This is a genomic window from Bacillus cereus group sp. N6 (assembly GCF_016483705.1).
Taxonomy (GTDB): domain Bacteria; phylum Bacillota; class Bacilli; order Bacillales; family Bacillaceae_G; genus Bacillus_A; species Bacillus_A wiedmannii.
Genome location: NZ_JAEHBI010000004.1, coordinates 203,712 through 228,890 on the forward strand (window position 1 = coordinate 203,712; position 25,179 = coordinate 228,890).

The following is a 25,179-nucleotide window of genomic DNA, read 5'->3' on the forward strand; positions in this document are numbered from 1 at the left end:
ATGGACATTAATAAGAAATAAAGGTTAGATTGTCAAAAGAAATCAATAAAAAGGTGGTGCAGAAATGTTCACTAATCCTGGAACAATTATTAAACATGCTACAATACCAAACGCTATTGCATTCCAAAGCGCGGGATATGTTTCTATTTCTAATGAACTTTATGAAGATAGTAAAGTAGTATTCTCGTTTTCTAAGCCGACGGAAAAAGTGGTATTAATCCCTAAATATTTAAGTGATGGAAACTTCTTATTTGCTTCTTTAGATAAAGAAAACCAGTTACATATAGGTGGAATTGTAAAGGATTCTGAGAAGATTTATGGAGTTATAGATGTAAAGGATAATATCTTAGATTCTAATACTCTAACAATCTCTTCAGATGGGTCTCACTTTACAGTTACTTTTAACAATAAAACAGTTTTCAAATTCGAATCTGCTTTATTCGTTAATGGACAGGTTCGTGTGTATGGGGAAGCAGGAGAAATCTTTTATTCTTGTGAAATACAAGAACCTCAATCTACTGCGTGGACAAGTAATGTAGATAGTGGGGGAGTCGAGGTAAAAACAATTAAAATAGAAGACCATGAATATGTTAAACTCTTAGGATCTGCATCTAAGAAAGCCACATTCTCTCAATCTATCTCTCTACTTGCGAAAGACCATACACTTTCATTTAATGCTCAAGGAAACGGTGAGTGTCTAATTAAGTCGGGAAGTACAACTCTACAACAGATTGCTATTTCAAAAGGAGACTTATCTTACATCTCTCAAACTTTCAATGTAGCAACCCCACAAACAATTACTCTGTTATTCCAAACAAATGAAATTCTTATCGTGGGAAAACACCAATTAGAAGACCGTGTAGATCCTACGCCGTACATACCGAATTCTAGTGTTACTAGTTCAGTAGTTCGTAAGGGGTCATCATTAAAGTTTCCAGTAAAGAACTTATTTGATAAAAAAGCGGGCAGCATCTATTTAAAACTAACTACAAAAAACCGTATTGATAAAGACCAGACTCTTTTCCGTTCAGACACAAATGAGCTATCTCTTGCAGTACGTGGAACTAATTTATCTTATACCGTTGGTGCGAGTTCAATTACCATCCCAAAAACACTTGAAGGAAGTACATCATATGAATTCCTTTGCAGTTGGAATGATGAAGGTATTGAATTAACTATTAATGGTGAAAATGCGAAAGCTTTAAATACAGGACTCCTACTTACAACTCCTCAAGAATTGATTTTTGCAAGTGAAGCAACACCTGTTCAGGAAGAAGTTATTTTAGAGGAGTGGGCATTGTTCAATAACAAATTGCCAGCTACTTCTAACATTAAAACACAACTACCTTTTGCGGTTATGCAATCTTTATTTGATGGAGGAATAAGTGGCCAGAATGTTACTTGGTCTGAAATCCCTGTAGCTCCAATTGACCATTCACCAATTCTAGTGCAAAAAGAGAATGGAGATACGTTACAAAAAGTATCATTCTTTAATCATGAAACAGGAGCATATCAAACGTGGAATCAAGAACCATTCCAGTATGATGGTAAGAGTGATTACGTTGAGGTTGCGTACAATAACCTTGATGAACAATTCAGGGATATTGCTATCCGTACAGAGGATGGAGAAAAAATAGGTGAGCCTTACAGAATTGAGGGCAAGAGATTCTACTTCTCTTTCCACACAAACAGAAAGGCAGTACTGAAAAACAAAACCCTTTATGCAACATATCAAGTAAATGATACTTACACAATTGATTACAATATCAAAGCTGTTGATGGTTACCGAATTGATTTCGCTAAACATGATGGCGGGAAAAGAATTGTGTATCAAGAAGGAAACCGTTATGGTGAACCGAAGAAGCTAGCAACCATGATCGATATGAATCCAATTCAAAATCAGAATCATGAAGGGTTCTTATATATTACGAACACAATAAATAAGACAGATAGCTTTAGAATCACAGCTACGCCAGACCGATTACATGCAGATGGCGCGAGCTTCTCAACGCTTATTATCGAGCCACTTGATTATCAAGGAAACTTCTTATCTCACTCCAACTTGGAGATTATTGCTTCTAAAGGATTTGTTTCTAGACATGTATCAAGAGATGCAGTTGAAGCACAAAAACGTTCAGGACAATATCTATATCAATATCACGCTCCATATATTCAAGCAAAACGTACAGGTGAGATTGTAGAAGACTATATTTGGATCACAGATAAAGATAACAATATTGGTGTTTGCTATAAGATGTTACTAAGCCCAGTATTAAAACCAGACAAAGTTCAGTTAGCTAAAAGTGAGAAGAACTTATTAACTGCAAAAACAAAAATTATTAACTACCTCCTTATGTATGAGGGTGTAGAGAAATATGAAGATGAGGTACTTTTCTCTATCTTAGATTTCAACCAAGACGGTCGCGTTACAATGGACGAGATTTTAGTTTTAGAAACAAATCAAAAAGATAATGAATTGACTGTTATCTTAAACAAGTTGAAAGAATGGGAGGATACAAACCATGCAGCTGCAACCTCATAAAGACCTTGTTCGTAGTGGTCAAAGAAACCGCGGGTATGCTATTCGTATTGGTAATAAAGTTCCTAAGAATAGTGCAAACCTTGCATATGTACAATCGAAATCTGTATCACCCGAGGAGAACATCTTATTAGAAGATGTTTCTTCTCAAATTAAAGAAAACGGATTGTCTAATTTCATAGAGAAGGATTACATGGTTTATCCAAACAGTAAATTCTTATTAGAAACAGAATCCGGACAAGCTATTTTTCCTACTGATGCAGTCTATGTAACAGATGAATTTACTATTCGTAAGAACCGTCAAGATACTCCAAAACCAGTATTTTATCAGATGGAGTTAAAGGGTCGTTTCGATGCAAGAACTGCTCAAGTTATTCCTTATCTAGGTGGCTTTTCTTCTGAGACTGAACAGGATGCTATACCTTTAGAAGAAGTAGTATTAGATAAACGAAATGATTTAGTCTATGTAGGCAACAGCATTCGTATAGAAGCCAACGGAGGACCATTGGACGAGGATGATGTGTACAAGGTTCAATTAATTCGTGAGGATAATTTCATATACCGTATTGTTGTATTTACAAATTTCCGTAACAACAAAGATGTTACATACAAGGCAGTATACCCTAACTACAGAAGTGATATTAAGCAAACCGAATTAAAAGAAGAAGTGCTTAATGCATATCCATTTTTCGAACAAGTAACAATGGATGAGTTTGAAGATATCATTACTGAAATGGAATCCGATCCAGACAAATACAAACATTTGAAAGTGTATGCAATTGAAGAGAAGGGGAATGACTTTTCTTTCTATGCAACATCTGATGTTATGATTGCAAATTATCAAACACGTACTCCTCAATTATTTAAGCATCGTGTCGAAGCGAGACTAAAAACCAAATTGAGTGAAACAAACCCAGGTAAGATGAATATTGGATTTAGCTTTGTTCAATCGGTAATCAATGTTGAAAACTTATCTTCTATTGGTAAGACAATCAATGAACACCTATCACTTCCAAAATATATAGAATTACAAAACCCACATCCAACAGAAGTAGATCTCTTGAAAAAAGATGTTCGATATTGGGCAGTTAACCTCGATATGCCAGATCATCATTATGAGGATTATGATTTACTCGTTATAACTGGTTACGGTAAAGCGGACTTATCTATGTTTAAAGACAAGTTTGAGCATTACTTAAAAAATGGCGGTACGATTTGGATAGATAATGCTGGTAGTGGAATTAATATTCTTGATTTCAAAACGAGCAAAGGTAATACATTTATTTCTGATATCGGGTTTTCGTCAAGCAGCAATGAATTTGGAGTTAAGGAAATTAAAAAAGACTCTCCATATATTAGTCGTTTACTACCAATTCAAAACGTTGGTGCTTTAGGCTATGCAGATATTTCTCCGGCTATCTTATTTGGACAAGATGAAGAAAGTACGCAGTGGGATACAATTGTAAAACACTTAAATGGCGGTCCTTCTATTATTAAGAAAACAATGTTTGATAAAGGTACTGTTCTTGTTTCTAACTGTGGAATATTTAGAGCCTTTTACCACAATCAAAAAGAGAGTGTAAACCTTGTCTTGAACTCAATCCTTTATCATTCAGAAGAACAGTGGGTATTTACTCCTTGGAGAAATGACTTCGTATATCACCGAGACAATTTATTTGCTCAGGAATACAAAGTAAACAATACGGATGTTTATATTAATGACAGAAGTGATTACAATGCAAACCAAATTGTCGCTAAAAAAATCCTTTATAAGAACTGTAAAGAGTATGTGAAAATCTACTGTAAACCTTGGTTCTATAATGCGACAGGAGTGTATGAACATGCTGTAGATGGTGATAAATCAATTCCAGTTAACAATAGTGGATTTGAAAGTGGCCAAGTGGATGCAGGCGGACAGCCTATTACTTCTTGGACAGCTGATACAGTAAATGCAATCCCTTCATGGAATACGAAGAAATTAGCTGGTCAAACTGTTACATTCACACATGATTCCACAAAAAGCTTATTTGGGGTTCGTCAGGTGTCTTTAGATTCATCAAACGGAACAACAGGCGCTCATGCCTTTTGGGAGAGTGAAGATATCTATTTATCTATTGATGATTACAAGGTGACTGTATGGGCAACCATTGATCAAGTACGAGGGATTACAACAGATGGTGTTAAAATCGGTATCTATAACTTACAGGGCGAAAAAATTTCTTCTTCTATTTCTATTACAGGGAAGAAAGATTGGGTTAAGCTAGAAACGAATTTCCACATCGATAAACCCCAAAACATTAAGATTCGTTTAGGCTTTGTAGATGGAAATGGTTTCGGTAAAGCAAGCTTTGACGATGTTACATTAGATACAATCGGAGCAGTTAGAGGTGTTGCGCAAAATGAAGGAGAGAAACCTCTCTATGTCTTCAGTATTAAACCAAACGCTACAACGATTGATATTGAAGCAGAAGGCTTTGAAAATGCAGACATCACTAGAGCTACACCAGAAATTCCATTCACATACACGATCATGCCATTTATTCATCAATGGATTTCCTTTGGAGTAGACCCAGGAACAGGACTAGAGTTTGGTCGTTATGAACGAATGTATGGACCACCAGTTGCTTATTCTAAGTCAATTCGTAAAACAGAAGGATTAAAGAATCTAGGCTACTTACATACGCTGCTTCCTCCAGTACCAAGCGGGAAAGAGTGGTATGACAAGAACAAAATCTTCTACAAGATTGCACTTGGTTCAGAAAGTTTAGAGGAAAACAATTTAGTTAACCTAAAACTATTTGACCGTAAAACAGGCATGGAATGGTTCTACAGTGGAGATCTTGTTATTGGCCATAAAGATATTTTCTGGGCAACAGACAAACCAAGTTTTGTTCTTCATGCTGAAACTGGATTCGAAACAATAAGAGCTTCTAAGCGAAACTTTGGATTGAAGTTAATTGATGACCGTCGTGTTTATAGTGAACTTCCTCAAACAAAGGATGCGAAAGAGAACTGGTATTTAAGAATTCATAACGGGCAATTCGTTAAGGATGACCTTGGATATAAAGAGTGGTCAGAGCTACATGCTAGTAATAATCCTGCTGTAATGAATCAGTACAAAGAACGAGTTATGAAAAAAGAGAAGTATCAGGTCAACGAATACGCTTCTCAGATCTTCAATCCTTCTATTGGAATTATGACAGTAGAAAATGAGATGGAATACATTACTCCTTCTACAGTAAAAGTACCTCATAACAATCTGTTTGTAAGCCAAGGCTTTGTAGAAAAAGAACAGCTTTTAGTTGAGGGCTTAGCGAATTCTGCAGGAACATTGTTCCGAGCTAAACAAAAAGACTGGATTCGTAACGATAAGGTTCACATTTTTATAGATGCTGCAAACAACGGAAACATCGTGGAGATTTTCGAAGAGTATCCATTTGAAATTAATCATGACGAGGGTACTGTTTTCTTCCCAGGTAGAAACATAACTGGTAAAGTGTACGCTACTTATGAGCATCGCAACTTCCGTCTGTATAAGCGAATCTATAAGAATACAAAAATGTCTAATGATTTATTAGAAAATAAACGTATTGATTCAGTTACGAAAGAAGTAATCATGTATGGTTCAAAAGAAAACTGGTTGATACAACCGGTACCAGTTCTAAAAACAACTAAAGGCAAGGCGACTTCAGCCAATACAATTCCTGCTACAAACTATCGAATCGATTATGAAAAAGGGAAAGTAGTCTTTAAATTTGAACCAGTTGGGCCTGTATATGCAGACTATGGTTATTTCGAAAACCAAGAGTTAACAGCAAATGATTATGATATCCAAAACGGAATCTTCTTCTTAAAAGAAAACATTTCGTTTAAAGATGATTTATTTGCTAAGTATTCTTATTTCGATAATTTCTACGAATACAAGGGCTTCTACAATGAAACACTTCGAACATTCCTTCATTTAGACCTCAACCCATCAGTGGGACATTATTCAACTCTTCCGATGACAACTTATGTAAATGGTGTTCAAAAGGTAGAGTACAAGAAAGTTCCATCTTCAAAGCTTCTTAATAAGCTTATCCATATCTACATTGTTCCTGATTCTCAAAATGGAAACTCAATTCGTCACTGCTTCAGTAGGGAAGAGTGGAGAAACATTCAGCAATCAAACCCGATGTATTTATTGCTTGCTAAGGTTCAAGTAAGAGAGCATACGAGCGTTAAAGATGTAGTTGTTATGGATGCACGTACTCGCGGTGGTGGTATCTCTGAATCGTTATCAACTAAGACAATCGATGAAAGAGTACAGGGAAGACAACGTTATTGGGATATTGGTAATTGGGATGGAAAAGCATTTTACCGAAATGGTGTCCTAATTATTGCACTTCCTAAATCGATTCTAACTGAATACGGCGGTAACTTATCAGAAGAATACGCAAAAGAAGTTATTGATAAGCACGTTGCTTACGGAACGTACTGCATTATTGAATGGGAGTGATTAGTATGAACTATCCATTAGGAGCATTTCAGTACTATGACAAGGAGACAGATACAACCCACCTACAGTGGAGTTATGTTGACGATCCGAACCTTACTCATTTTGAAGTTGAAATCTATGATCAAAACTTACGTAAATGGGTGAAGTGTGATGGACGAAATGGAATTATAGAAAAGCAACCGAAAATGGGAAGTAACTATTAACCAATGGGGCGGATAATTCCGTCCCGTTTTTTATAGCAAAAGTATTTTGTAATGGTTATAAAAGAAACATATTAAAGACAAAGTAGGTGAATGTATGGAAAAGGAATTGATTTTCCCTGTGCCTTATTCTGAGTTTGTCCGTAAAAAGGATGCACAATATGACGGGGATCCTAATGGAGATTACGTCATGTCTGAAGATGTTAATGAACTTCAGGAATCTATTGAACAGATAGAGCGCGTCATTAACTTTAAAGAGCTAGGAAGCACGGTCTCAGATGCACTTAATAAGAAAGTAGATAAGGCAGCCATATCTGATTTTGGTAGCCCGTTATTCGTTGGTTATAGAGGTGCATCTATTAATACGTATGATTCCATCGAAAAACGAATCAATGCTTTCAGTTACATTCCTCATGTCATGATTAATAAAGAAGAATCTACTAACTTTAATTTCTTCATAGATGAAGTTAAGAAGAGTGGAACACTGCTATACGGTATTATCAATTACCCTAATGTTGTTTTAAATAACATTGAAGCTGATATAACATGGTTCGAATCTAAAGGTTTTCATGGAGTTCTGCTATCTAATTTCGGATTTGAAAATGGATGGAACAGATCGCAGCAAAACCAAATTCTTCAATACATTCATGCAAAAGGAATGTCAGCTGTTATTACAGGTGAAATAGAAACCACATTATTTAACAAACCCCATAAAAACAACCCTCAGCAACAAGACCTTAAAACATCGAAAGATGACATTTATTTAGCACAAGACGTATTCGTTTTAAATGGTGCTAAAAACAATCCTATCGTAATTCCTTCCGTTGTTTTCAATTTAAACAAGGCTCAAAAAGAAAGAGGCATTCAAATATTCGTTGAAGATACAGCAGATGCAAGTAATGACAACAATAGGCTTTACCTATACGGAAAAATGTTATCTACACTGTATAACTTAGATGGATACAGTCTCGTTCCTCAAAGTCGATACGCTTTAAATGAGAAAGTGGAAAGATATCTTCATGGTTTCGAATTAGGAAAATGGAAAGCACAAAATCCAGTCTACGTAGAAGAAGCAACTGCTACATCACGTTCTTTCTCTAAAGGAAGTCTTGTCTTCGATAAGGTAAAAAACGAATGCTACATAAAAGGAGTAGGATTAAATCCTTCAATCTACACATGGCAAGATAAACAAGTCCCTGGTAGCGCAATTGATTTCGCAAGTGCTATTTATGGTTCTGAAGGTGTTGAAACTCTTGTTAATGCAATTAACGATAATGACCACCTAATCCATTATTCGAAAATCTCTGGATTAACTGGAAGCGGTGCAACTCCGGATTCAATTAAGGATACTGTTATCAGGGCAATCAATAACTCGCCTGCTGCTGTATCTAAGAATGGTCCCGGTGGTTATGATGCACTAGCAGGAAACGACTTCTTACACGGTGGTGTTATTGATTACATTGATGCAGGAGCTATTAAATCAGGGGTACTTAATATCGAAGCAATCAAGACCAATATCATTGAAGCAATTAACGCTTATATTGGTACAGCTAAAATCAATACAGCTGTTATTGGTGAACTATCTGCAGAACACATCGCAGCCAATGTTATTGATGCAATCAATATCTATGCTTCAAACATTTCTGTTGGTTCAGCCTTAATTGATAATGCTGTAATCGGTGAATTATCAGCAGAGCATATTAAAGGAGCAGTTGTTGAAGCTGTTAATTTATATGCAGGAGAAGCTGTAATTGATTCAGCAAAGATTGGCCAACTTGATGCAGACCATATCAAGGCAGCTGTAATTGAAGCAATCAATGCCTCAATTGAAACCGCGGTAATTGACTCTGCAAAGATTGGTACCTTAACTGCAAGTCATATTAAAGGTATGGTTGTTGAAGCTATTAACCTTTATGCAGGACAAGCTAAAATCGATGCTGCTCAAATTGGTTCCTTAAAAGCTGAAAACATTTCAGCAGGATTAATCGAAGCTTTAGAGATCTCAGCAGGAAGTGCTGACTTCGATAGATTACAAGCTTCTATAATTGAAGCGATTAATGCAAGTATCGAACATGCTTTTATTGATGGAGCTATTATTGGTGAAGGTACGGTTGATTCCGCACAAATTGCCGACGGTAGTATCACAGATGCAAAGATTGTTAGCTTAGTAGCTAATAAGATTGTTGCAGGTACGATTGATACTGGACAAGTTACCCTACAAGGAACTAATGGCCATTTAAGAATTACAGGCAATAGATTGCAGGTTTTTGATAATCAAAAAACACCTGTTGAACGTGTATCTATTGGTGATGTTAATGCTGATGGATCCCTGTATGGATTACGTGTTCGTGGTGCTGATGGAGTAACTGTTCTGTACGATGAGAAGGGTGTTTATTCAGAAGGTATTACAGACGGGGCCATTACGAATCCGAAAATCCAAGAAGGAGCAATTGATGGCAAAAAGCATATTGCAGCCAATACAGTTACTGCTGATAAGTTGGTAGCGGAATCTATTACTGCAAGAGAGTTAGCAGCAAAATCTGTTAACGCAAACCATCTCCAAGTAGGTTCTATTGTTGCAGGTAGTGGGGTAATTGACAAAGGAGCTATTGGTGAAGCGGAAATCGCACAAGCTAGTATTACAGATGCTCACATAAAAACGTTAAGTGCTAACAAAGTGACTGCTGGTTCTATTCAGATGACGAGTAGAAACTTAGTATCGAATGCAACATTTAGAAAAGGAACAATAGATTGGACTCTCGATTCAAACTTTAGTACTTCTGAAGTAAGTGAAATTGTTCGTTTAAATACCACAAATAGTCTTCACTTATTTACCACTGGAAAACCTCTGCAAAATTCAAGTGCATATTCTAAGTTTGTTCCCGCAAGTGTAGGAGAAAACTACTCTGCTTCTGTATATGTTCTTACAAAAAATCTCTCCGCTTATGATGGTGGACATCCTAGAGTGGAAGTCGAATACCACAATGACTCAGCTCGTATCAAATCAAAAATCACCACATCTATATTAACAGGAAATGATATATGGCAACGTATTAGTGTTACAGAAACTGCCCCTGCAGGAACGACAAGAGTTCGTTTGCGAATCTACCATCCTAAAAACGGAGATTCTTATTTCTGTAGACCAATGCTCCAAAAAGGAAACATCGTAACTGAGTGGACTGGTGACGGTTCATTCATGACTGAAGATGGTTTCTATACAGGAGAATTACATGCGGACCAAATAACTACTGGAAAGATTAAAGCTGGTATGGTTCAGATCGGACCAGATACACAGTTTGAACCAGGTTATAGCCCCGGTGAACTTCTTCAAGAAATAGAAAAACGAACTCCTTATCGTGTAGAAATAATAAGTACAAATGGAATGTTCTTTAAACAAGGTATTGTTTCAACGACATTAAAGGCTCAAGTGTACAAAGGTTCTACTGACGTAACAAGCCAATTACAAAACAATCAGTTTCTATGGAGAAGGGTAGACAAAGACGGTAATGAGGATCTTGCTTGGAATCAAACACATGCAGGATTAAAAGAAGTACCAATTACCAGACAGGATTTAAAACAAAGAGCAACATTTCTTTGCCAGATTATTAATAACTAGGTGTTGAAATTCAATGATGTAATAGATTACTTTGGTTGGGTATAACAAGGTAGTCTATTACTTTTTTATATAAAAAAATCAGAAAGAAGGGAACAATATGGAAGTATTAGCAACTGGGCACATATCACTTGTTGATATTAACGATGCAATTGTATCAGATGTACCGCCCGCGGACCCTTCATTAGGAGCACTTTGGATTGACACAACTAAAGATCCTAATACATTAAATAGTTGGGACGGAACTCATTGGGTTGAGCAATCGTTATCTATTTCCGCTCTAGACCCATCATTTTATCAAGACGTAGAAAAACTAAAAGAGTTTGCTGATAAAGCAGGAAGTGACGGCATCATTTCTTCAAGCGAAAAGGCAAACATCAAACTTATTTTATTAGAAATCACAGGTGATGTTCTTTCTGGACAAACTCTTCCTACTCTTGCAACGATTGATACTGCAAAAGGTGGACAAGTTTATTTAGCAAGAGCAGAAGCAAGAGCTTCAGGTATGCCAATAACTCATGCGGATTACACAGCTTTTGAAACAGCCTACAGTGATTTGAAAACATATTTAGAGTCACTAACTCCGAGACCTTGGTTAACAGGAGATACAACAATTGATCCTGTTACGTGGACAGCTAAATGGGATGCTTACTATGAAAAGCTTTCAAGATTAGCGGTAGCAACATCTACATATCTAGCAAACAGTATTAGACCAGGAGAAGACTATAACGGTGTTACTATCAATACTGATAAAGGTATCGTTGTTTTAAGAGGCGATGGTCTTTTCAGAACAATCCTGAATGCCACTGAAGGTATTTCTATTGAGAAAAACAATGCAGGCACATGGAACAAGATGTTCTATACGAACCTAGACGGTAAAATCTACGCAAATGGATTAGTTGTTAGTTCTGATTCTACAATTGCAGGAACACCAGCAGGAACGGTTACAGATAATGCTGCGAAAGGTAAGGCGGGTATTGATGAATTAACAAGTGACTTAAAGGTTACTCCGTCAGAAAAAACAACACTAAGTCGAGAATGGGAAGCCATTAAAGCAGAATACACACAAGTGTTAGCGCAAGCAACCGCTCTTGGTGTTACAACTTCTACTTATACGACATCTTATACAAACCTAGATGGTGTTACTCCGAAAATAGCAGCCGAAGTATTAGCTACTATGACAACCACTTACACATTCGCTTCAGCATCTGCGAGAGATGCATTTAGAACAAAGATAAACTCTTATTTTGCTGAGTCTGAAAAGATTAAGAAGGCAATCAATGACGCAATCAATAAGTCAGCAAGTGATGCAAATAGCAAGATTACTAATCTTCAAATTGGTGGTCGAAATTTAGTTACTGAATATAGTGACATAAGAACGTTGCCTCCAAGAAATAATGGAGATGCAGCCGATAATTACAACTATGAAAGATTTTCTGTTGATATGGAATTAAATAAAGAGTATACAGTATCAGCTAAAGTTGAATTCACTACTCAAGCACCGAATACAGATACTCATATTTCCATATACCCTTACCCTGAAGGTAGTGACACGTTTGTTCCAATTATTGATGGTAAAGTTGTCTTTACGTTCACTAAGAAATCTGCAAATACAAATAGTGTATTGATGTATGCAGGTAGGGCAGGGAGTACAAAAAGTAAGGGAGTTATCTTTAGGGAGATCCAAATCGAGCAGGGAAATAAAGCTACAGCTTATCGACTAGCTCCAGAAGCTGTAAATAAATTGATTTCCGATGTAGATAAGAAAGCTGAAGATAGTAAGGCTGCTATTGCTGAAATGACAAGCGATATGAAAATTACACCACTTGAGAAAAACCAATTGGGTCGAGATTGGGAAGCAATCAAAGCTGAATACACACAAGTTTTAGCCTTAGCTCAATCTACCTCTGGTGTTTCTACGACTGCATATACAACAGCTTATTCAAACCTAGATGGAGTATCTCCGAAAATCGCTTCTGAAATTCTAGTAAGTATGAGCACAACATATTCATTTGCTTCAGCTGCTGCTAGAGATTTATTCAAAAATAAGATGAACTCGTACTTTAGTGAATCTGAAAAAATCAAGAAAGCGATTAGTGACGCGATTAATAAATCCGCAAATACAGCTAATGATAAAATCGATAATCTAAAAATCGGTGGACAAAACATTGTTAGAAAAAAACAACTAGTTCCTTTTAACGCAGCATCTTCATCATTTGATGATGCTACAAATACATGGACTATTACGGCTAATGATGGTGCTGGTGGATCATGGGGAGCAGGTCTGAGAATCACTGATAAATTTTCTGTTATTCCCATCGGAAGCTGGTATACAGCTAGCTTTGACGTGTATTCACCTGTTGATATCACATGGAATAATGACACCAACAACTTCCCTGTTGATATAACATCTGGAACGAATGACAACGATGAAGTTGCATTAAGGAAGAATTCAGGTAGAAACATAAAAGCAAACACATGGACACGATGCTGGTTCTCTTATAAAAACAAAGACAGCTCAACTACAGAGTTATACGACCAATCTAATATTGGAGTAGTTAATAATACCGGTGCTCCTCTTACATTTAAGATTAGAAACGTAAAAGGGGAATTAGGTAATACAGCGACGGACTTTAATTTAGCTCAAGCGGATATTGAAAAACTAATTGCAGATATTCAAGTCGGTGGAAATAACATTATTCCAAACTCTTTATTTAAAACAAAAGGTTCATGGAGAGATTGGGGTGCTGCTGTCGGGACAAGAACTGTAGGTGTTCCTGTTGACTTAGCAGGTTTTCCAACTGGATTCCAATTTGATTCAACAGCTACTGGAGACTATGGTTATGCGCTTGATAATATTGCAGTGACTATTGGTGAGACATACACTGCTTCTGCTTGGTTTAAATTAACTAAAGACGGGATGGCAAGGGTGCAAGAAGGAAACTCAGATGTTAAGTGGTCATATACAAACGGAACAAATACACTTAATACATGGTTCAGAGTAGTTCATACCTTTGTTGCGAAAGCTAATTCTATTAGTATTTATTTTGGTCAAGATAGTAAGTATGCTGCTACAGCTGGTTTTGTAACTGGAGTTCAATTAGAACGAGGAAACAAAGCAACGGATTGGAGCTTAGCAACTCAAGATATAAACGATTTAATTACTGGAATAAGAGTTGGCGGTAGCCAAATGCTGACTGGAACCGACTTCAAAGATGCTTCAGGTTGGAATCGTTGGGGAAGTATTGGGTCTATTGGTCATTATGCACAACCTCTATTACCAACAGGAAAAGCATTGTTTATGGAAACACGAAACGGAACTACGCAATTACCTGTTCCAATAGGTTCTAAAATTGGTATGGCAAGTGACGGAAGAAAGTTCGCAGTTAAAAGTGGACGGGAATATACACTTTCTATGAATGTAGCAACAAGCGAATTAGGTGATGTACTGGATTACATGTACTTAATGTATACAGTAGCAGGTGGCAATCGTCGCTTAGGTGATATCAAGACAACTGACTTCCCTAAATTCGCACCAATCGCTGAAGGAAGTTTAACGAATTATTATAGTGTTAGACTAACGTTCACAGCCGATCGAGACGACGATAACGCGTACATCTTAATTGCTGGTGGCACAAAACGAGAATTAACAGGTACTAATGGTTACGCATGGATTCGTGTTAACTCATTAAAAATCGAAGAAGGAAACGTAGCAACATCTTGGAGCTTGGCTCAGGCTGATATTGACAAGGTAATTGCAGATGCAGATAAGAAAGCAGACGATGCTAAGAATGTACTTGCTGAAATGACAAGTGATATGAAAATCACACCTTTAGAAAAACAAACTTTAAGCCGAGATTGGGAAGCTATTAAAGCTGAATACGCTCAAGTACTTCCACAAGGTCAAGTAATCCCAAGTGTTTCTACAGCAGCATACACAACTGCTTACACTAACTTAGATAGTGTATCCCCGAAAATCGCCTCAGAAGTTTTAGCTAACATGAATACCACATACGCATTCGCTTCAGCTGCTGCTAGGGATCTGTTTAAAACACAGCTTAATAAGTATTTCGATGAAGCAGAGAAAGTAAAAAGAGCCATTGCAGAAGCTACAAATGATTTAAATAGGGAGTTAGCTCAAGCCATTTCAACCGGAAGAATGATGTATACCGATCCGATATTCAAAAACGGTATGAATAATGTTGTAGTCTACAACAATAATGGCGCTGGCGGAGCAGTTACAGTGACTAGAATCGCTGCACCAGTTGATGCACCAACAACCTCTTCTTCTGTATTAGAAATTAAAACAACAGGAGCAGCAGCTCCAAGTCATGGTGGGTTCCAACTTCCTATCACTGCAAGAGCCGGAGCTAAATTCTTATTACGAATCATCGCTAAGATACCAGTAGGCTACACTCTGAATACAGCAACGAATTCAATGGGTACTGGATATACGGACAGAATCTTAACTTCGAATAAAGGAACAGGAAAGTTCGAAGAGTATATTCGTCTTGTTACTTGTGGTACTACAGGAACTTTTTCAAGTGGAGGACACTTCTATTTATCTGGTGGGGCCACAGCTACACCTGAAGCTCCGGTAGTTTGGCAAGTCGCGTATGCAACTGTATTTGATGTAGGGGATGCAGACTACACTGTTACAGACAACAAAGGGAAATGGGACGATGCTGCGAATAATGCAAACAATGCATTAAAGCAAGGTTATGTAGTAAACAACCCAACATTCGCTGACTGGACAGGAGCATTTCCTGCTGGACTTGGTTCATGGAGTAGTTCAACAGTTTCAAAAGAAACAACTCTAACAAGAACAGGAAGTGCAATGAGGTTTAGTGTTGGAAGTGATACCGCACAAATAGGTGCAACTATACTTCCAAGCTTCTTCATAAATAATCTACCAAACAGGCAATATTATGTTGTCGAATTAGATTTCATGTTGGTAAGTGGTGCAATAACTGGAGCTTGTGTACTGTTGGATTGGAGCGGGATGAACCCATACCGAACTTCGATTCATCTTTCAGATATAGAGCCGAATCCGACTTTAGGTAAATGGTATACAGTTCGGGCAGTAATGAAAAGACCGCATGATAATTTAACTGGATACAATACTATGCAAGGTTTCCTTCTTGCTAACTATTCAGGTTCAACAACAAACAAAATTAAGAACATTGTATTTGACCGACTTGTTTTCAGAGAGCCTACACAGCAAGAGATAGATGCTTATGAAATTACTACTATCGAAAATGGTAAAACAGTAATTGATGGTGGAAAACTTAAAACCAATTCTGTAAAAGCGGAATCAGTCGATGCAAGACGTTTAAGAGTAACAAACAATAGTGGTACTGTTACATTAGAAATTACCAACACAGGGGAAGTAACTGTTAATGGTACAGTTTATATTAATAGTAGCTCAATGTTTGCTGCAGGGTATGACCCATCAAAAAATGATGGTGGTCGAAACATTCTATTAAACTCTCGTTTCTCTACTGCAGATGCGACAAGTTGGAATAACTGGGGATCTCCTTCTGTTAGACAAATCGAGGATATTACTGACTTGCCTGGTTTTGATAAAGCAGTTAAGTTTACAACAACAGCAAATAACCAAGGGTTAAACCAAACCGTATCGGTTGTCGCTGGTAATACTTATACCGTTTCTTGTTATGCTAAATCAGCATCTGGACAACCTGTTCTTCAGATATATGACGGTTCAGGTTACCCTTCTGTAACAATGAAAACAGAACATGTTGGTAAAAACCAATGGGTTAAATTGTTCTTTACGTTCCCTGCTAAAACTAGCACAGCACGAATAGAGATTGGTAAAACTGGTGGAGGTACATTAGGTACTTATTGGTTCACTGGTATCAAATTAGAAGAGGGAGATAAGACAACAGGTTGGACTCCTGCGAATGAAGATGCTGAGGGGTTAATCGGAAAAGTAGTAACTCCAAATGGAGACATTAAAGCACTTGATATTGCTTCTTCTATGTCTGTTACACCAGGGGCTATTGATATGGTAAGTAAGAACATCAACTTGAAAGGTAAAGTTACATTCTCTGATTTTGCTTCTGGATGGGCGCTTGACTCAGCTGGAAATAAAATTAGCAACTCTAACCAACCAGGTTATGATCCGGCGAATCCACTTTATCTAGATATGGATGGAAACTACAGACCATTATCAGATGAAAAGAATTTCATGTCTAATCTATTTACTAAAGACGATACAACTGGAGTTACAGTTATCGATGGTAACTATATTAAGACAGGAACAATTCAAGCAAAATACGCCAACTTTAGAGATGTCCAAGTATACAATGATTCAGGTCAACAGACCTTCCGCATTGATACAAATGGTAACCTATCTACATCTGGTACCTCTCAATCTATTGGATATGAAAGACAGAAAAAAGGTTGGAAGATTGATGCTGATGGTTCTGCTGAGTTCAATGCTGCTACATTCCGTGGAGATATTGAGTTAGGTTATTATAACGCACCAACAGATTCTTTCGTCGTTACTGGTGGATTACTAAGTAGTATTGGTGGAACTGGTAAGGATTTAAGGTTCTGGGCAGGCCCAACTAAATCCACTGCACCATTTAAAGTTTTCTCAGATGGTACTTTAGAAGCAACAAAAGGATATTTCACAGGAACATTCTCTGGTGAAGTAGTTGTAGGAAATATCTCAATCAGAGATACTCCAACAAAAGGAGATGCAAAAATCATCCTTACTGATGATTCTAAGATTCAGAAGGTTGTTCTTGGTGAATCAGCAGTAGAATTAAATACAAAAACGACTTTCGGTAACTTTTTAACGGTAGACATCACTAATCAAAAACTTGATTTCGGAGCGAATGATTTCGGAATTGATTACAAAAACAATACGATCAGAATGAAAAGCTTCTCCTTAAAGGGAACGACAGCTTTAGAATTCACATCGGATGGTTCATCTGGTGATGATTTTGTATTCAAAAACGTAACTGGTGATACATCGGTGCGAGTAGATGGTAGCTTTATTGCTAGAGATGATATCGAAATTACGAATGTTTTACGTATGAAAAAATCTACTGATACCGGTAACAAAGGTATCGATTACGTATTCATTTAATAAAGAGATTAAGAGAGGAGTAAAAACACATGGAGTTATTTGCAGCATTGGCGTCGGGTTCTAACCCGACCATGCTTTATACAGTTTATGCAGATGAAACAAGTCGTTCTGCAAACTCAGTTACATATAGCGTTACAGTTTGGGCTAGGTTAGATAACCAAACTTACGATTATTTTGGTGCACTTGTTTATCCTAAGATTACTATAGGTGGAACAACAGCGAGTTTTGCTTCATTAGGTACATTCCCAAAAGGATCAGGAGCTAAATCAAGTAATATTACCGTAACTGTATCCGGGATATCACCAACAACATCAAGCTTGTCATATACGTTTTCTGCAACATCACAACTTGGTGGAACATCAAGCAGTACGACAGGTTATGTTGGAGGTAAATCAGGAACGGTACCTGTTTCTATTTATGCTACAACTCCTTCATTAAGTGGCCCAATTTGGATTAAAGACGGATCAACATCAGTTACATCTTACTATAGAGAAAACTTAGGGACGGGAGCTTTTACCCTAAACTGGTCAGGTGCAAATGGAGCTAATGGAACACTTACTTACGAAATACAGAGACAGATAAATGGAGGCTCTTGGACAGTAGTATCAGCCAATAATAACGGAACGTTTTCAGATGCTCCCGGTGCAAGTGCCAATTCTGTTCGTTATTCAATACAAGCAAAGAATACAGTAGGTACAGATGTAATGCGCTCTGATTGGATCTACTCGCCAACTGTATACAAAAATGAATTAAAACCCCCGTCATTATCATCTAGTGCTAGTGTTACTTACAATACAAGAACTTTTGTTGTCACACTTGGAGCTGCTTCTGATAATCTAGGCTCCTCAATAACTTATACCATTAGTGGGATATCAAGTAAGTACACTACACTTAATGGGCCTAGTGGTGTTTCACCAGGGAACATTACTATTAACGCAAACAATGGAACAACTGGTCTTTATATGACACTAGATAATTTGAAAGCTGCAGCATTAAATGGAGCTGCACATTCAGATACAAACCCATACAAAGGAACAATTGACTTACAGGTAACTGCTACAAATGGTAAAGGTTCATCTAAAACCGAAACAGTAGCTATTCCACTGGACTTAGGAATAGACGCCCCTGTAAATGGAACCCCTAGTGTTTCTATAGCGGCTGCTTCTTACTACACAATAAATGCAGTTAACTACATTTTCCCTGAATACAAGCCCGTTTCACTATCAATTGCAGGAGCAATTAAAGATATGCTCGGACGAAATTGTAGTTATGACATAGTTATGATAGACGGGAACAGTCAATGGATTATAAAAAATACGGGCATTGTTACTGCTGCAACTACAGCAACTGTTAACCATGTAGAATCTGGATTGTTAACCGCTAAGAAAAACGTTTCCTTCTATGTAAGGGCACAAGCTTTAGGAAATGAAGGAAAGTCTTCTGCAGAAACCCCAAAAGTAGATCTTCACTATTATAAAAAACCAAGTGTTACTTCAAGTGAATTATCGCGTATAGTTGGTAAAGCAACCTTCAAAGTTAATATCACTCCTAGTACTTCTCTAGCTGGTTCTACAAACACCTCAACAATGCCATCAGGTTACACAAAAGGAACATCAACTATAACTTCAGGAGCAGAGTCTTACACTGTAACAAGTAGCACAACTCTTGCTGATTCGTATACTGCAACAATTTCTGTTGTAGTTCGTGACTCAATAGGTTACATATTAAATTCTAGTGGTGGAAATGACGTTACCCTGAAAGTTACTATTCCTACGTTTACACCTGCATTATCTATCCGTGAAAGAGGAATAGGTATTAATGGTTTTGCTGGAACAACTGAAAAGCTTTATGTTGGTGGTAATGTAAAACTAACTGGTGATTTAATTGTCGGTGGAATAATCGATATGGGTAATACAAATATCGAAAACGTAAACCATATTACAATCACTGATCCCGGTGGTGGAGAAGGACTTGAATGGAAAGATGCTACAAACAACTGGAAGATTGTAGTTGCTCCAGACAACCTTGGAAACGCTACAGGTGATTTACAATTTGCACGAAATGGTGCAAGAAGAGCTACAGTAAGAGCGAATGGCGAGGTTGCATCGGTAGGTGGATTTACTACAAGTAATCCCGGTAATACTTCAGCAACAGTTCAACTAAACTTCCTTAATAATATCGCAAGAATTCGTACTAGTGGATCAGGTGCTGGTGCAGACAATGGACTTGAAATACAAGGAACAGGTGATGTTGTTAGATGGAAAGTAGATGGTGCCGGTAACGTATCAAACAACGGAGACCTGAGAATGTACAATGGTAAGCAGATTCAATTTATGAATAGCTCAGGTATGGCAATGGACGGATACGGGAACATAAAACCTAGGGATCCTGCAAGTCATTCTGCAGGTGCCAGTTGGTGGGTTTCAGATGTAAATGGTACTCAAGTAATTCGGGTTAACACTGGTAGTGCTGGTGGTTATGGAGAAATGATAGGTAGACCATTTACACAAGTCACAGCATTCACGAATGGTTGGTCGGATTACGGTGGTTTTGGTCCAGTTTCATATACAAAAGATGCAGCAGGATTTGTTGTGTTACAGGGATTACTAAGAGGTAATAGTAGTACTACTGGGTCCGCATTCCAATTACCTGCTGGTTTTAGACCAAACACAACACTTATCTTTAGCGCCGTTAATGGTGTTAACGGTCATTCTCGTATTGATGTAAATGCAGATGGAACCGTTGTAATGCAAGGTGGTGCCCCTGATTTCTGTTCTCTAAATGGAATTAGATTCCTAGCTAGACAATAAAGGAGGGTTGTTATGGAAAGCTTTGAAAATATTGAATTCGTAGGTGAGGTAGAGGTTGTAGAAGAACCTATTAATTTCCCACCTATTCCTATAGACACGGGATTACCATGTTGGGAAGTAGACGAAGAAGGTTATGTGATTGAACATTACTTAATGTCAGAGGACAAAATAGAAGCAGCTCTTTCCAAAGGGCGAAGGATTATTAAGTTTTGCTGGAAAGAAAGTTTTTATAAGCCGCGATTTGATGAAGCTTTAAATGAGTGGGTCGAAGGCGCTGATATGGAAGTGGTTTTAAAAGACATTAAAACAGTTAAATTTAATGAACTAAATGATGCATGTAATAAGGATATATCAGGTTACTTCGATGCTCCTGTTGGTTCAGAAACATATACATTTTCGTTCGATACAGAAGCACAATCTAATTTTATTGGCAGTCTAGCATTATTTAATGAAGGTCTTATGACAGAAGTTGAGTGGACTGCATGGAAAGGTGATACACCTCATAGAGTTACTTTAAGCAAGGAGCAGTTTCTCAATGTAGCACTTTTAGCATATCGAGAAAAGGATGCAAAGATAGCTAAACTAAGAAATGTACTACAACCAAGAATCGAAGCTTGTACAACTATTGCAGAAGTACAAGCTATTTCTTGGGACGAAAAACCGACACAACTAGCTTGATATTTTAGTAAGTAGTCCTTATGATGTGTTCAATAAATAACATGTTCCAAATGTTCAATAGGAGGAAAAACAAAATGAATCAACAAGGGAATACAACAAACTTAGATGTGAATCTATTAATCAAAGAGTATGAAGATACAATTATTAAGTTAATTAGTGAAAACGTTAAATACAAAACACTTCTAAAGCAAAAAGCTATTGAGGAACAACAACGCCAGGAAGAAATGATGCGACATGCAGCACCACCTGCACCACCTGCAGTTCCAGTAGAAGAAGTAGTAGAAGCTGCAGCGTAACAATAACGGATTATATATTGACTGGTTATATACGAATGGTTACGTTCATGAGGGAGCAAAAGCTCCCTCTTATTTTATTTTGGAGGTGTTTTTCTGTATGACACAGGTACGAATTCGTTCCATTACAAAAGACGAAAAATCTCCCTGGGTTTATATTCAAGAAGAGACCAGACAGGAAACTCCAAAAGCAAATGTATTCCAAGTAAAAGCCGAACCTGTTACAAGACAAAACACCAAAACAAATCAATATGGTCGTTTTCGTTACAGTGAAATGCAATATGGAAGAATTGAAGCAATCTTAGCTTCTGCTTTAGAGATAAGTAAATCTCCTATGAGAATAAGAAACCAAAACGGAGAATGGATCTATATTCAACAAACAACCATCGATGGCGCTTGTCCTGCTATTCGGATACGAAACCGAAATAGTGAGCAAGTAGGACCTTGGGTTTATATCCAACATAAGGAGGTGTAGGTATGGAGTATTTACATAATTATTTATCGGTTCTGCCTAATTATGACCGTAAAGAAGTAGAGCAGCTATTACAAGAAAATATGGATTTGTTTGATGTAAAGGTCATAACAAAAGAAGAGTTCGAAGCGCTAATTCAACAGCTTGCAAATAGACAAGAAAAGGTTACAACTCTTACACCAACTGGTGAAAAAATGGATGCTGAACATTTTAATCAAATGCATTCGAATGTGGGTTTAGATTTAAAGCGACTTTACAACTCTCATCTTATTATCGAGAAAGTAATAGCGAACTACGACAGAATCCTTCGAGGAACATTAGATGATGTAAAAAGAGAAGTAGACTCTCTTTCTACTCGTGTAGAGGAATTAAACCTCAAAGCAAAAGGGGAAGATGGGTTAGTCGTAAAGACTTACGGTTTTGAAGAGAAAGAAAAGAGCTTGTATATGGAAACAGATCGTGACCAATATGCTCATTTATTCTTAGACCGCGACGGTAAATCTTTACCTAGTGCATCATTAAATCGTAGCTTCCATCAACATTATTTATCTCTACCTATTAGAGAAGTAGAGAACGCTCTACAAAATCCAAACGGGGCAACGACTGCAAAGATTGAAGTTGTATACCAAGCACCAAATAGTATTTCAGATAGAAACCATCCATTGGAACATGCAATAGATGATTCACTTGAAACGTATTGGGCACAAGCAGTTAAAACGAATGCACCTGCTTATACAGAAATAACAAAACTATAGGAAGGAGGAAAGCAGATGCCTACTCCCATTTATATTGAACAGCATTATTCATTATCCGTATCTGAATTTGAAGGACTATGGGAAATGACATTTATGCATCCGTACAATCGACAAGAGCATTTTAGTATTTATCTAGTTGCTCCTAATAGTGATTATGAACATGCTGAACTTGATGATCGACCGATTGTAGAAGCTGGACCGAGATTAAAAGAAGTATTAAAACGATTACTGTACAAAATCGAATATTATCCTTATTCTTGGGACTTTGCCGGAAAGAAAATCGTTTCGTATGGATATGATTTCGAAACAGATTTCACAGGTACGAGTTTAACCTATATCGATTTAACAGAGATTGCACTTAAAGAAGTAAATGAATACTATAACTTCTTTTCTGAATTAGAAACGGATGTAGTAGACGAAACAGAAAAGGTCAGTGGAAAAGGTGTTATGGCCAAACTAAAAATCACATTAGATAAGCCTAAAACAGTAAACCATTTATCCGTTGATTTCTTCACAGAGTATCCAATCGAATTACTGTCATTGATGTATCAAGTTGACCAGAATGAAGAATCTACTACTTACGAAATTCCTCTTTCAAAAGCAGTTCAAACAAATGGTTCTATTTATCTTCATTTCTCTCCTGTATTTGCAAAGACATTCTATTTAATCATTAAGCAAGAGTCTTATACATTACTAGACCAATCAAAGACGGAAGAAGAAGTAATGCAAGCAGAGTTATGGAATCAAGCTTCAATGAGAAGCCAATCTATTTATGAATCTGCAGTTGGAGAATACGTAGAGCAATTATTCTCATCTAAGTCAGGTATTCAGCTTCATCAAGAAATCTTAGATAGCTACAAGAACATTAACGTAAGTCAGCAAGCTATTTCAGCAGATCCTATGAATCCATATCGTAGTGATTTTGAACAAGCAAAAAAATCTTTAGATAGCCAACAATCATAGAAAGGAGGATTTTGATGGTTAACAGTTTTGAAAGTGCAAGCAAACCAAAAACAACTTTAGTACAAAGTCAAAGTGTTGCAAGTAGTACGACACCTGGACCACTTCCTCCAATCGTAGAAGGGGTTGGCTCAAGTAACCGTACAAATAGTTCAACAGAATATGTTTATCAGTATGGAGTAAAGAACCTGCAGTTAAACCATTCCTTGTATGAACAAGCAGGAATCTTCGTTACAAAACCAATTGAAGTAGAAGGAAATATTGTAGAGGTTTCATTGTCTACCTTTGAAGACCATCCATTGTTCAATGAATTAGATGGAATGGCAACGGATCGAGTTACTTCTATTGAATACTACATCTCACTAGAAGAGAATCCTTCACTTAATGATTGGGTTTCAATTCTTCCGGAAGGTACAAAGAACGTAAAATGTGAAAAGCTTTTCTTCCGTGGTTCAAGTGCAGAGCTTCGATTCCATGCAGATATTAGTGATGAAGACAATACGAAAGTATACCGTAACAATATCTTAATGAATAGAAGTGATTGGTACTTTACAGAAAGAGGAGCTGCTATTCAGTTAGCTGTACCTCATGATAGTAGTTCAATCTACACAATTGACTATGTACCAAATGCAAGCCTATTTGACCCTTGGACAGTTAAGGTAGGAGATCGATTCTCTAAGAGAGTTCGTAAAGTTGAGTCTTTCCCAAATGGAACGGATTCTAACAATACGATTAAACTTTCTAAGTATCCATTTGTTGATTACAAACAAGTGAACAATGGAGAAGGCTATGATCCAAATACAAGTGATTACAGACCTATTGATGTATTCCTAACAAACGGTTCAATTGTGGTAGGAGGCGGAAAGACTCAGCAAGAATTCTTCCCAATCTCTTACTCAAGCAAAAACCAATTCACAACAAAGAATCGTACTGATTATAAAACAAGTAAAGATGTATCTTTAAATAAATACAGTATTGTTCCGGATTCTACTTACAACACATTCGAGTATAAGCAAGAGAAGAACAAACTTATCTTTACAGAAAGCTTTAATCGTTCGGATCTTTATTATAACGAAGCAACAAATCATGGTAATGCTACAGTCGTTGTTCACTATGATTACCTAGTGACAAACTTCCGACTAAAAGTTATCTTACGTAAAAACGTAGGTGATGAACTAGTAGTAACACCAATGGTTGATAGCTATCAATTAAAATTCAAAGTCATGAAATAGGGAGGTGCAAGA

General features: G+C 37.1%; 12 protein-coding genes. All 12 read left to right on the forward strand.

Annotation, left to right across the window (positions count from 1 at the left end; genetic code table 11):
* Nucleotides 1–64: 64 nt before the first annotated feature.
* The 12 genes from JDS99_RS05855 (at nucleotide 65) to JDS99_RS05915 (ending at nucleotide 25,167) form a co-directional block, all read left to right on the forward strand.
* Entirely contained in the window at nucleotides 65–2,542 is a 2,478-nt protein-coding gene (locus JDS99_RS05855; protein WP_199694748.1) for a hypothetical protein, read from the forward strand.
* Nucleotides 2,523–7,037 (forward strand): hypothetical protein, encoded by a 4,515-nt coding sequence (locus tag JDS99_RS05860; protein WP_199694749.1) that lies wholly within the window; start codon nucleotides 2,523–2,525, stop codon nucleotides 7,035–7,037. The genes JDS99_RS05855 and JDS99_RS05860 overlap by 20 nt, the downstream gene beginning before the upstream one ends.
* A gap of 5 nt (nucleotides 7,038–7,042) precedes the next feature.
* The gene (locus tag JDS99_RS05865; RefSeq protein ID WP_085782632.1) at nucleotides 7,043–7,240 is read left to right on the forward strand and encodes a hypothetical protein; all 198 of its coding nucleotides are present in this window, start codon (nucleotides 7,043–7,045) and stop codon (nucleotides 7,238–7,240) included.
* Between the two features lie 94 nt (nucleotides 7,241–7,334).
* On the forward strand, nucleotides 7,335–10,853 hold the full coding sequence (locus JDS99_RS05870) for an autotransporter outer membrane beta-barrel domain-containing protein (protein ID WP_199694750.1): 3,519 nt from the start codon (nucleotides 7,335–7,337) through the stop codon (nucleotides 10,851–10,853).
* A gap of 97 nt (nucleotides 10,854–10,950) precedes the next feature.
* A complete protein-coding gene (locus JDS99_RS31890) occupies nucleotides 10,951–17,967 on the forward strand; it encodes a phage head spike fiber domain-containing protein (protein ID WP_242475677.1) in 7,017 nt (2,338 codons plus the stop codon).
* 29 nt (nucleotides 17,968–17,996) lie between these two features.
* On the forward strand, nucleotides 17,997–20,777 hold the full coding sequence (locus tag JDS99_RS05885; protein WP_199694751.1) for a hypothetical protein: 2,781 nt from the start codon (nucleotides 17,997–17,999) through the stop codon (nucleotides 20,775–20,777).
* A gap of 12 nt (nucleotides 20,778–20,789) precedes the next feature.
* Nucleotides 20,790–21,455 (forward strand): DUF4376 domain-containing protein, encoded by a 666-nt coding sequence (locus JDS99_RS05890; RefSeq protein ID WP_199694752.1) that lies wholly within the window; start codon nucleotides 20,790–20,792, stop codon nucleotides 21,453–21,455.
* Between the two features lie 74 nt (nucleotides 21,456–21,529).
* The gene (locus JDS99_RS05895) at nucleotides 21,530–21,751 is read left to right on the forward strand and encodes a hypothetical protein (protein WP_139888732.1); all 222 of its coding nucleotides are present in this window, start codon (nucleotides 21,530–21,532) and stop codon (nucleotides 21,749–21,751) included.
* Between the two features lie 97 nt (nucleotides 21,752–21,848).
* The gene (locus JDS99_RS05900) at nucleotides 21,849–22,223 is read left to right on the forward strand and encodes a hypothetical protein (protein ID WP_098265193.1); all 375 of its coding nucleotides are present in this window, start codon (nucleotides 21,849–21,851) and stop codon (nucleotides 22,221–22,223) included.
* 2 nt (nucleotides 22,224–22,225) lie between these two features.
* The gene (locus JDS99_RS05905; RefSeq protein ID WP_139888733.1) at nucleotides 22,226–22,975 is read left to right on the forward strand and encodes a hypothetical protein; all 750 of its coding nucleotides are present in this window, start codon (nucleotides 22,226–22,228) and stop codon (nucleotides 22,973–22,975) included.
* A 15-nt stretch (nucleotides 22,976–22,990) separates the two neighbouring features.
* Nucleotides 22,991–23,938 (forward strand): hypothetical protein, encoded by a 948-nt coding sequence (locus JDS99_RS05910; protein WP_199694753.1) that lies wholly within the window; start codon nucleotides 22,991–22,993, stop codon nucleotides 23,936–23,938.
* Nucleotides 23,939–23,952: 14 nt separating this feature from the next.
* Nucleotides 23,953–25,167 carry a hypothetical protein gene (locus JDS99_RS05915; protein WP_199694754.1) on the forward strand — a complete coding sequence of 405 codons (1,215 nt, stop codon included), beginning with the start codon at nucleotides 23,953–23,955 and terminating at the stop codon, nucleotides 25,165–25,167.
* Nucleotides 25,168–25,179: the final 12 nt, after the last annotated feature.

Coding starts and splice junctions, on each gene's coding strand:
- JDS99_RS05865 (WP_085782632.1), top strand. CDS start 7,043: ATGAACTATCCATTAGGAGCATTTCAGTACTATGACAAGGAGACAGAT.
- JDS99_RS05910 (WP_199694753.1), top strand. CDS start 22,991: ATGCCTACTCCCATTTATATTGAACAGCATTATTCATTATCCGTATCT.
- JDS99_RS05905 (WP_139888733.1), top strand. CDS start 22,226: ATGGAGTATTTACATAATTATTTATCGGTTCTGCCTAATTATGACCGT.
- JDS99_RS05855 (WP_199694748.1), top strand. CDS start 65: ATGTTCACTAATCCTGGAACAATTATTAAACATGCTACAATACCAAAC.
- JDS99_RS05900 (WP_098265193.1), top strand. CDS start 21,849: ATGACACAGGTACGAATTCGTTCCATTACAAAAGACGAAAAATCTCCC.
- JDS99_RS05895 (WP_139888732.1), top strand. CDS start 21,530: ATGAATCAACAAGGGAATACAACAAACTTAGATGTGAATCTATTAATC.
- JDS99_RS05890 (WP_199694752.1), top strand. CDS start 20,790: ATGGAAAGCTTTGAAAATATTGAATTCGTAGGTGAGGTAGAGGTTGTA.
- JDS99_RS05870 (WP_199694750.1), top strand. CDS start 7,335: ATGGAAAAGGAATTGATTTTCCCTGTGCCTTATTCTGAGTTTGTCCGT.
- JDS99_RS05885 (WP_199694751.1), top strand. CDS start 17,997: ATGGAGTTATTTGCAGCATTGGCGTCGGGTTCTAACCCGACCATGCTT.
- JDS99_RS31890 (WP_242475677.1), top strand. CDS start 10,951: ATGGAAGTATTAGCAACTGGGCACATATCACTTGTTGATATTAACGAT.
- JDS99_RS05860 (WP_199694749.1), top strand. CDS start 2,523: ATGCAGCTGCAACCTCATAAAGACCTTGTTCGTAGTGGTCAAAGAAAC.
- JDS99_RS05915 (WP_199694754.1), top strand. CDS start 23,953: ATGGTTAACAGTTTTGAAAGTGCAAGCAAACCAAAAACAACTTTAGTA.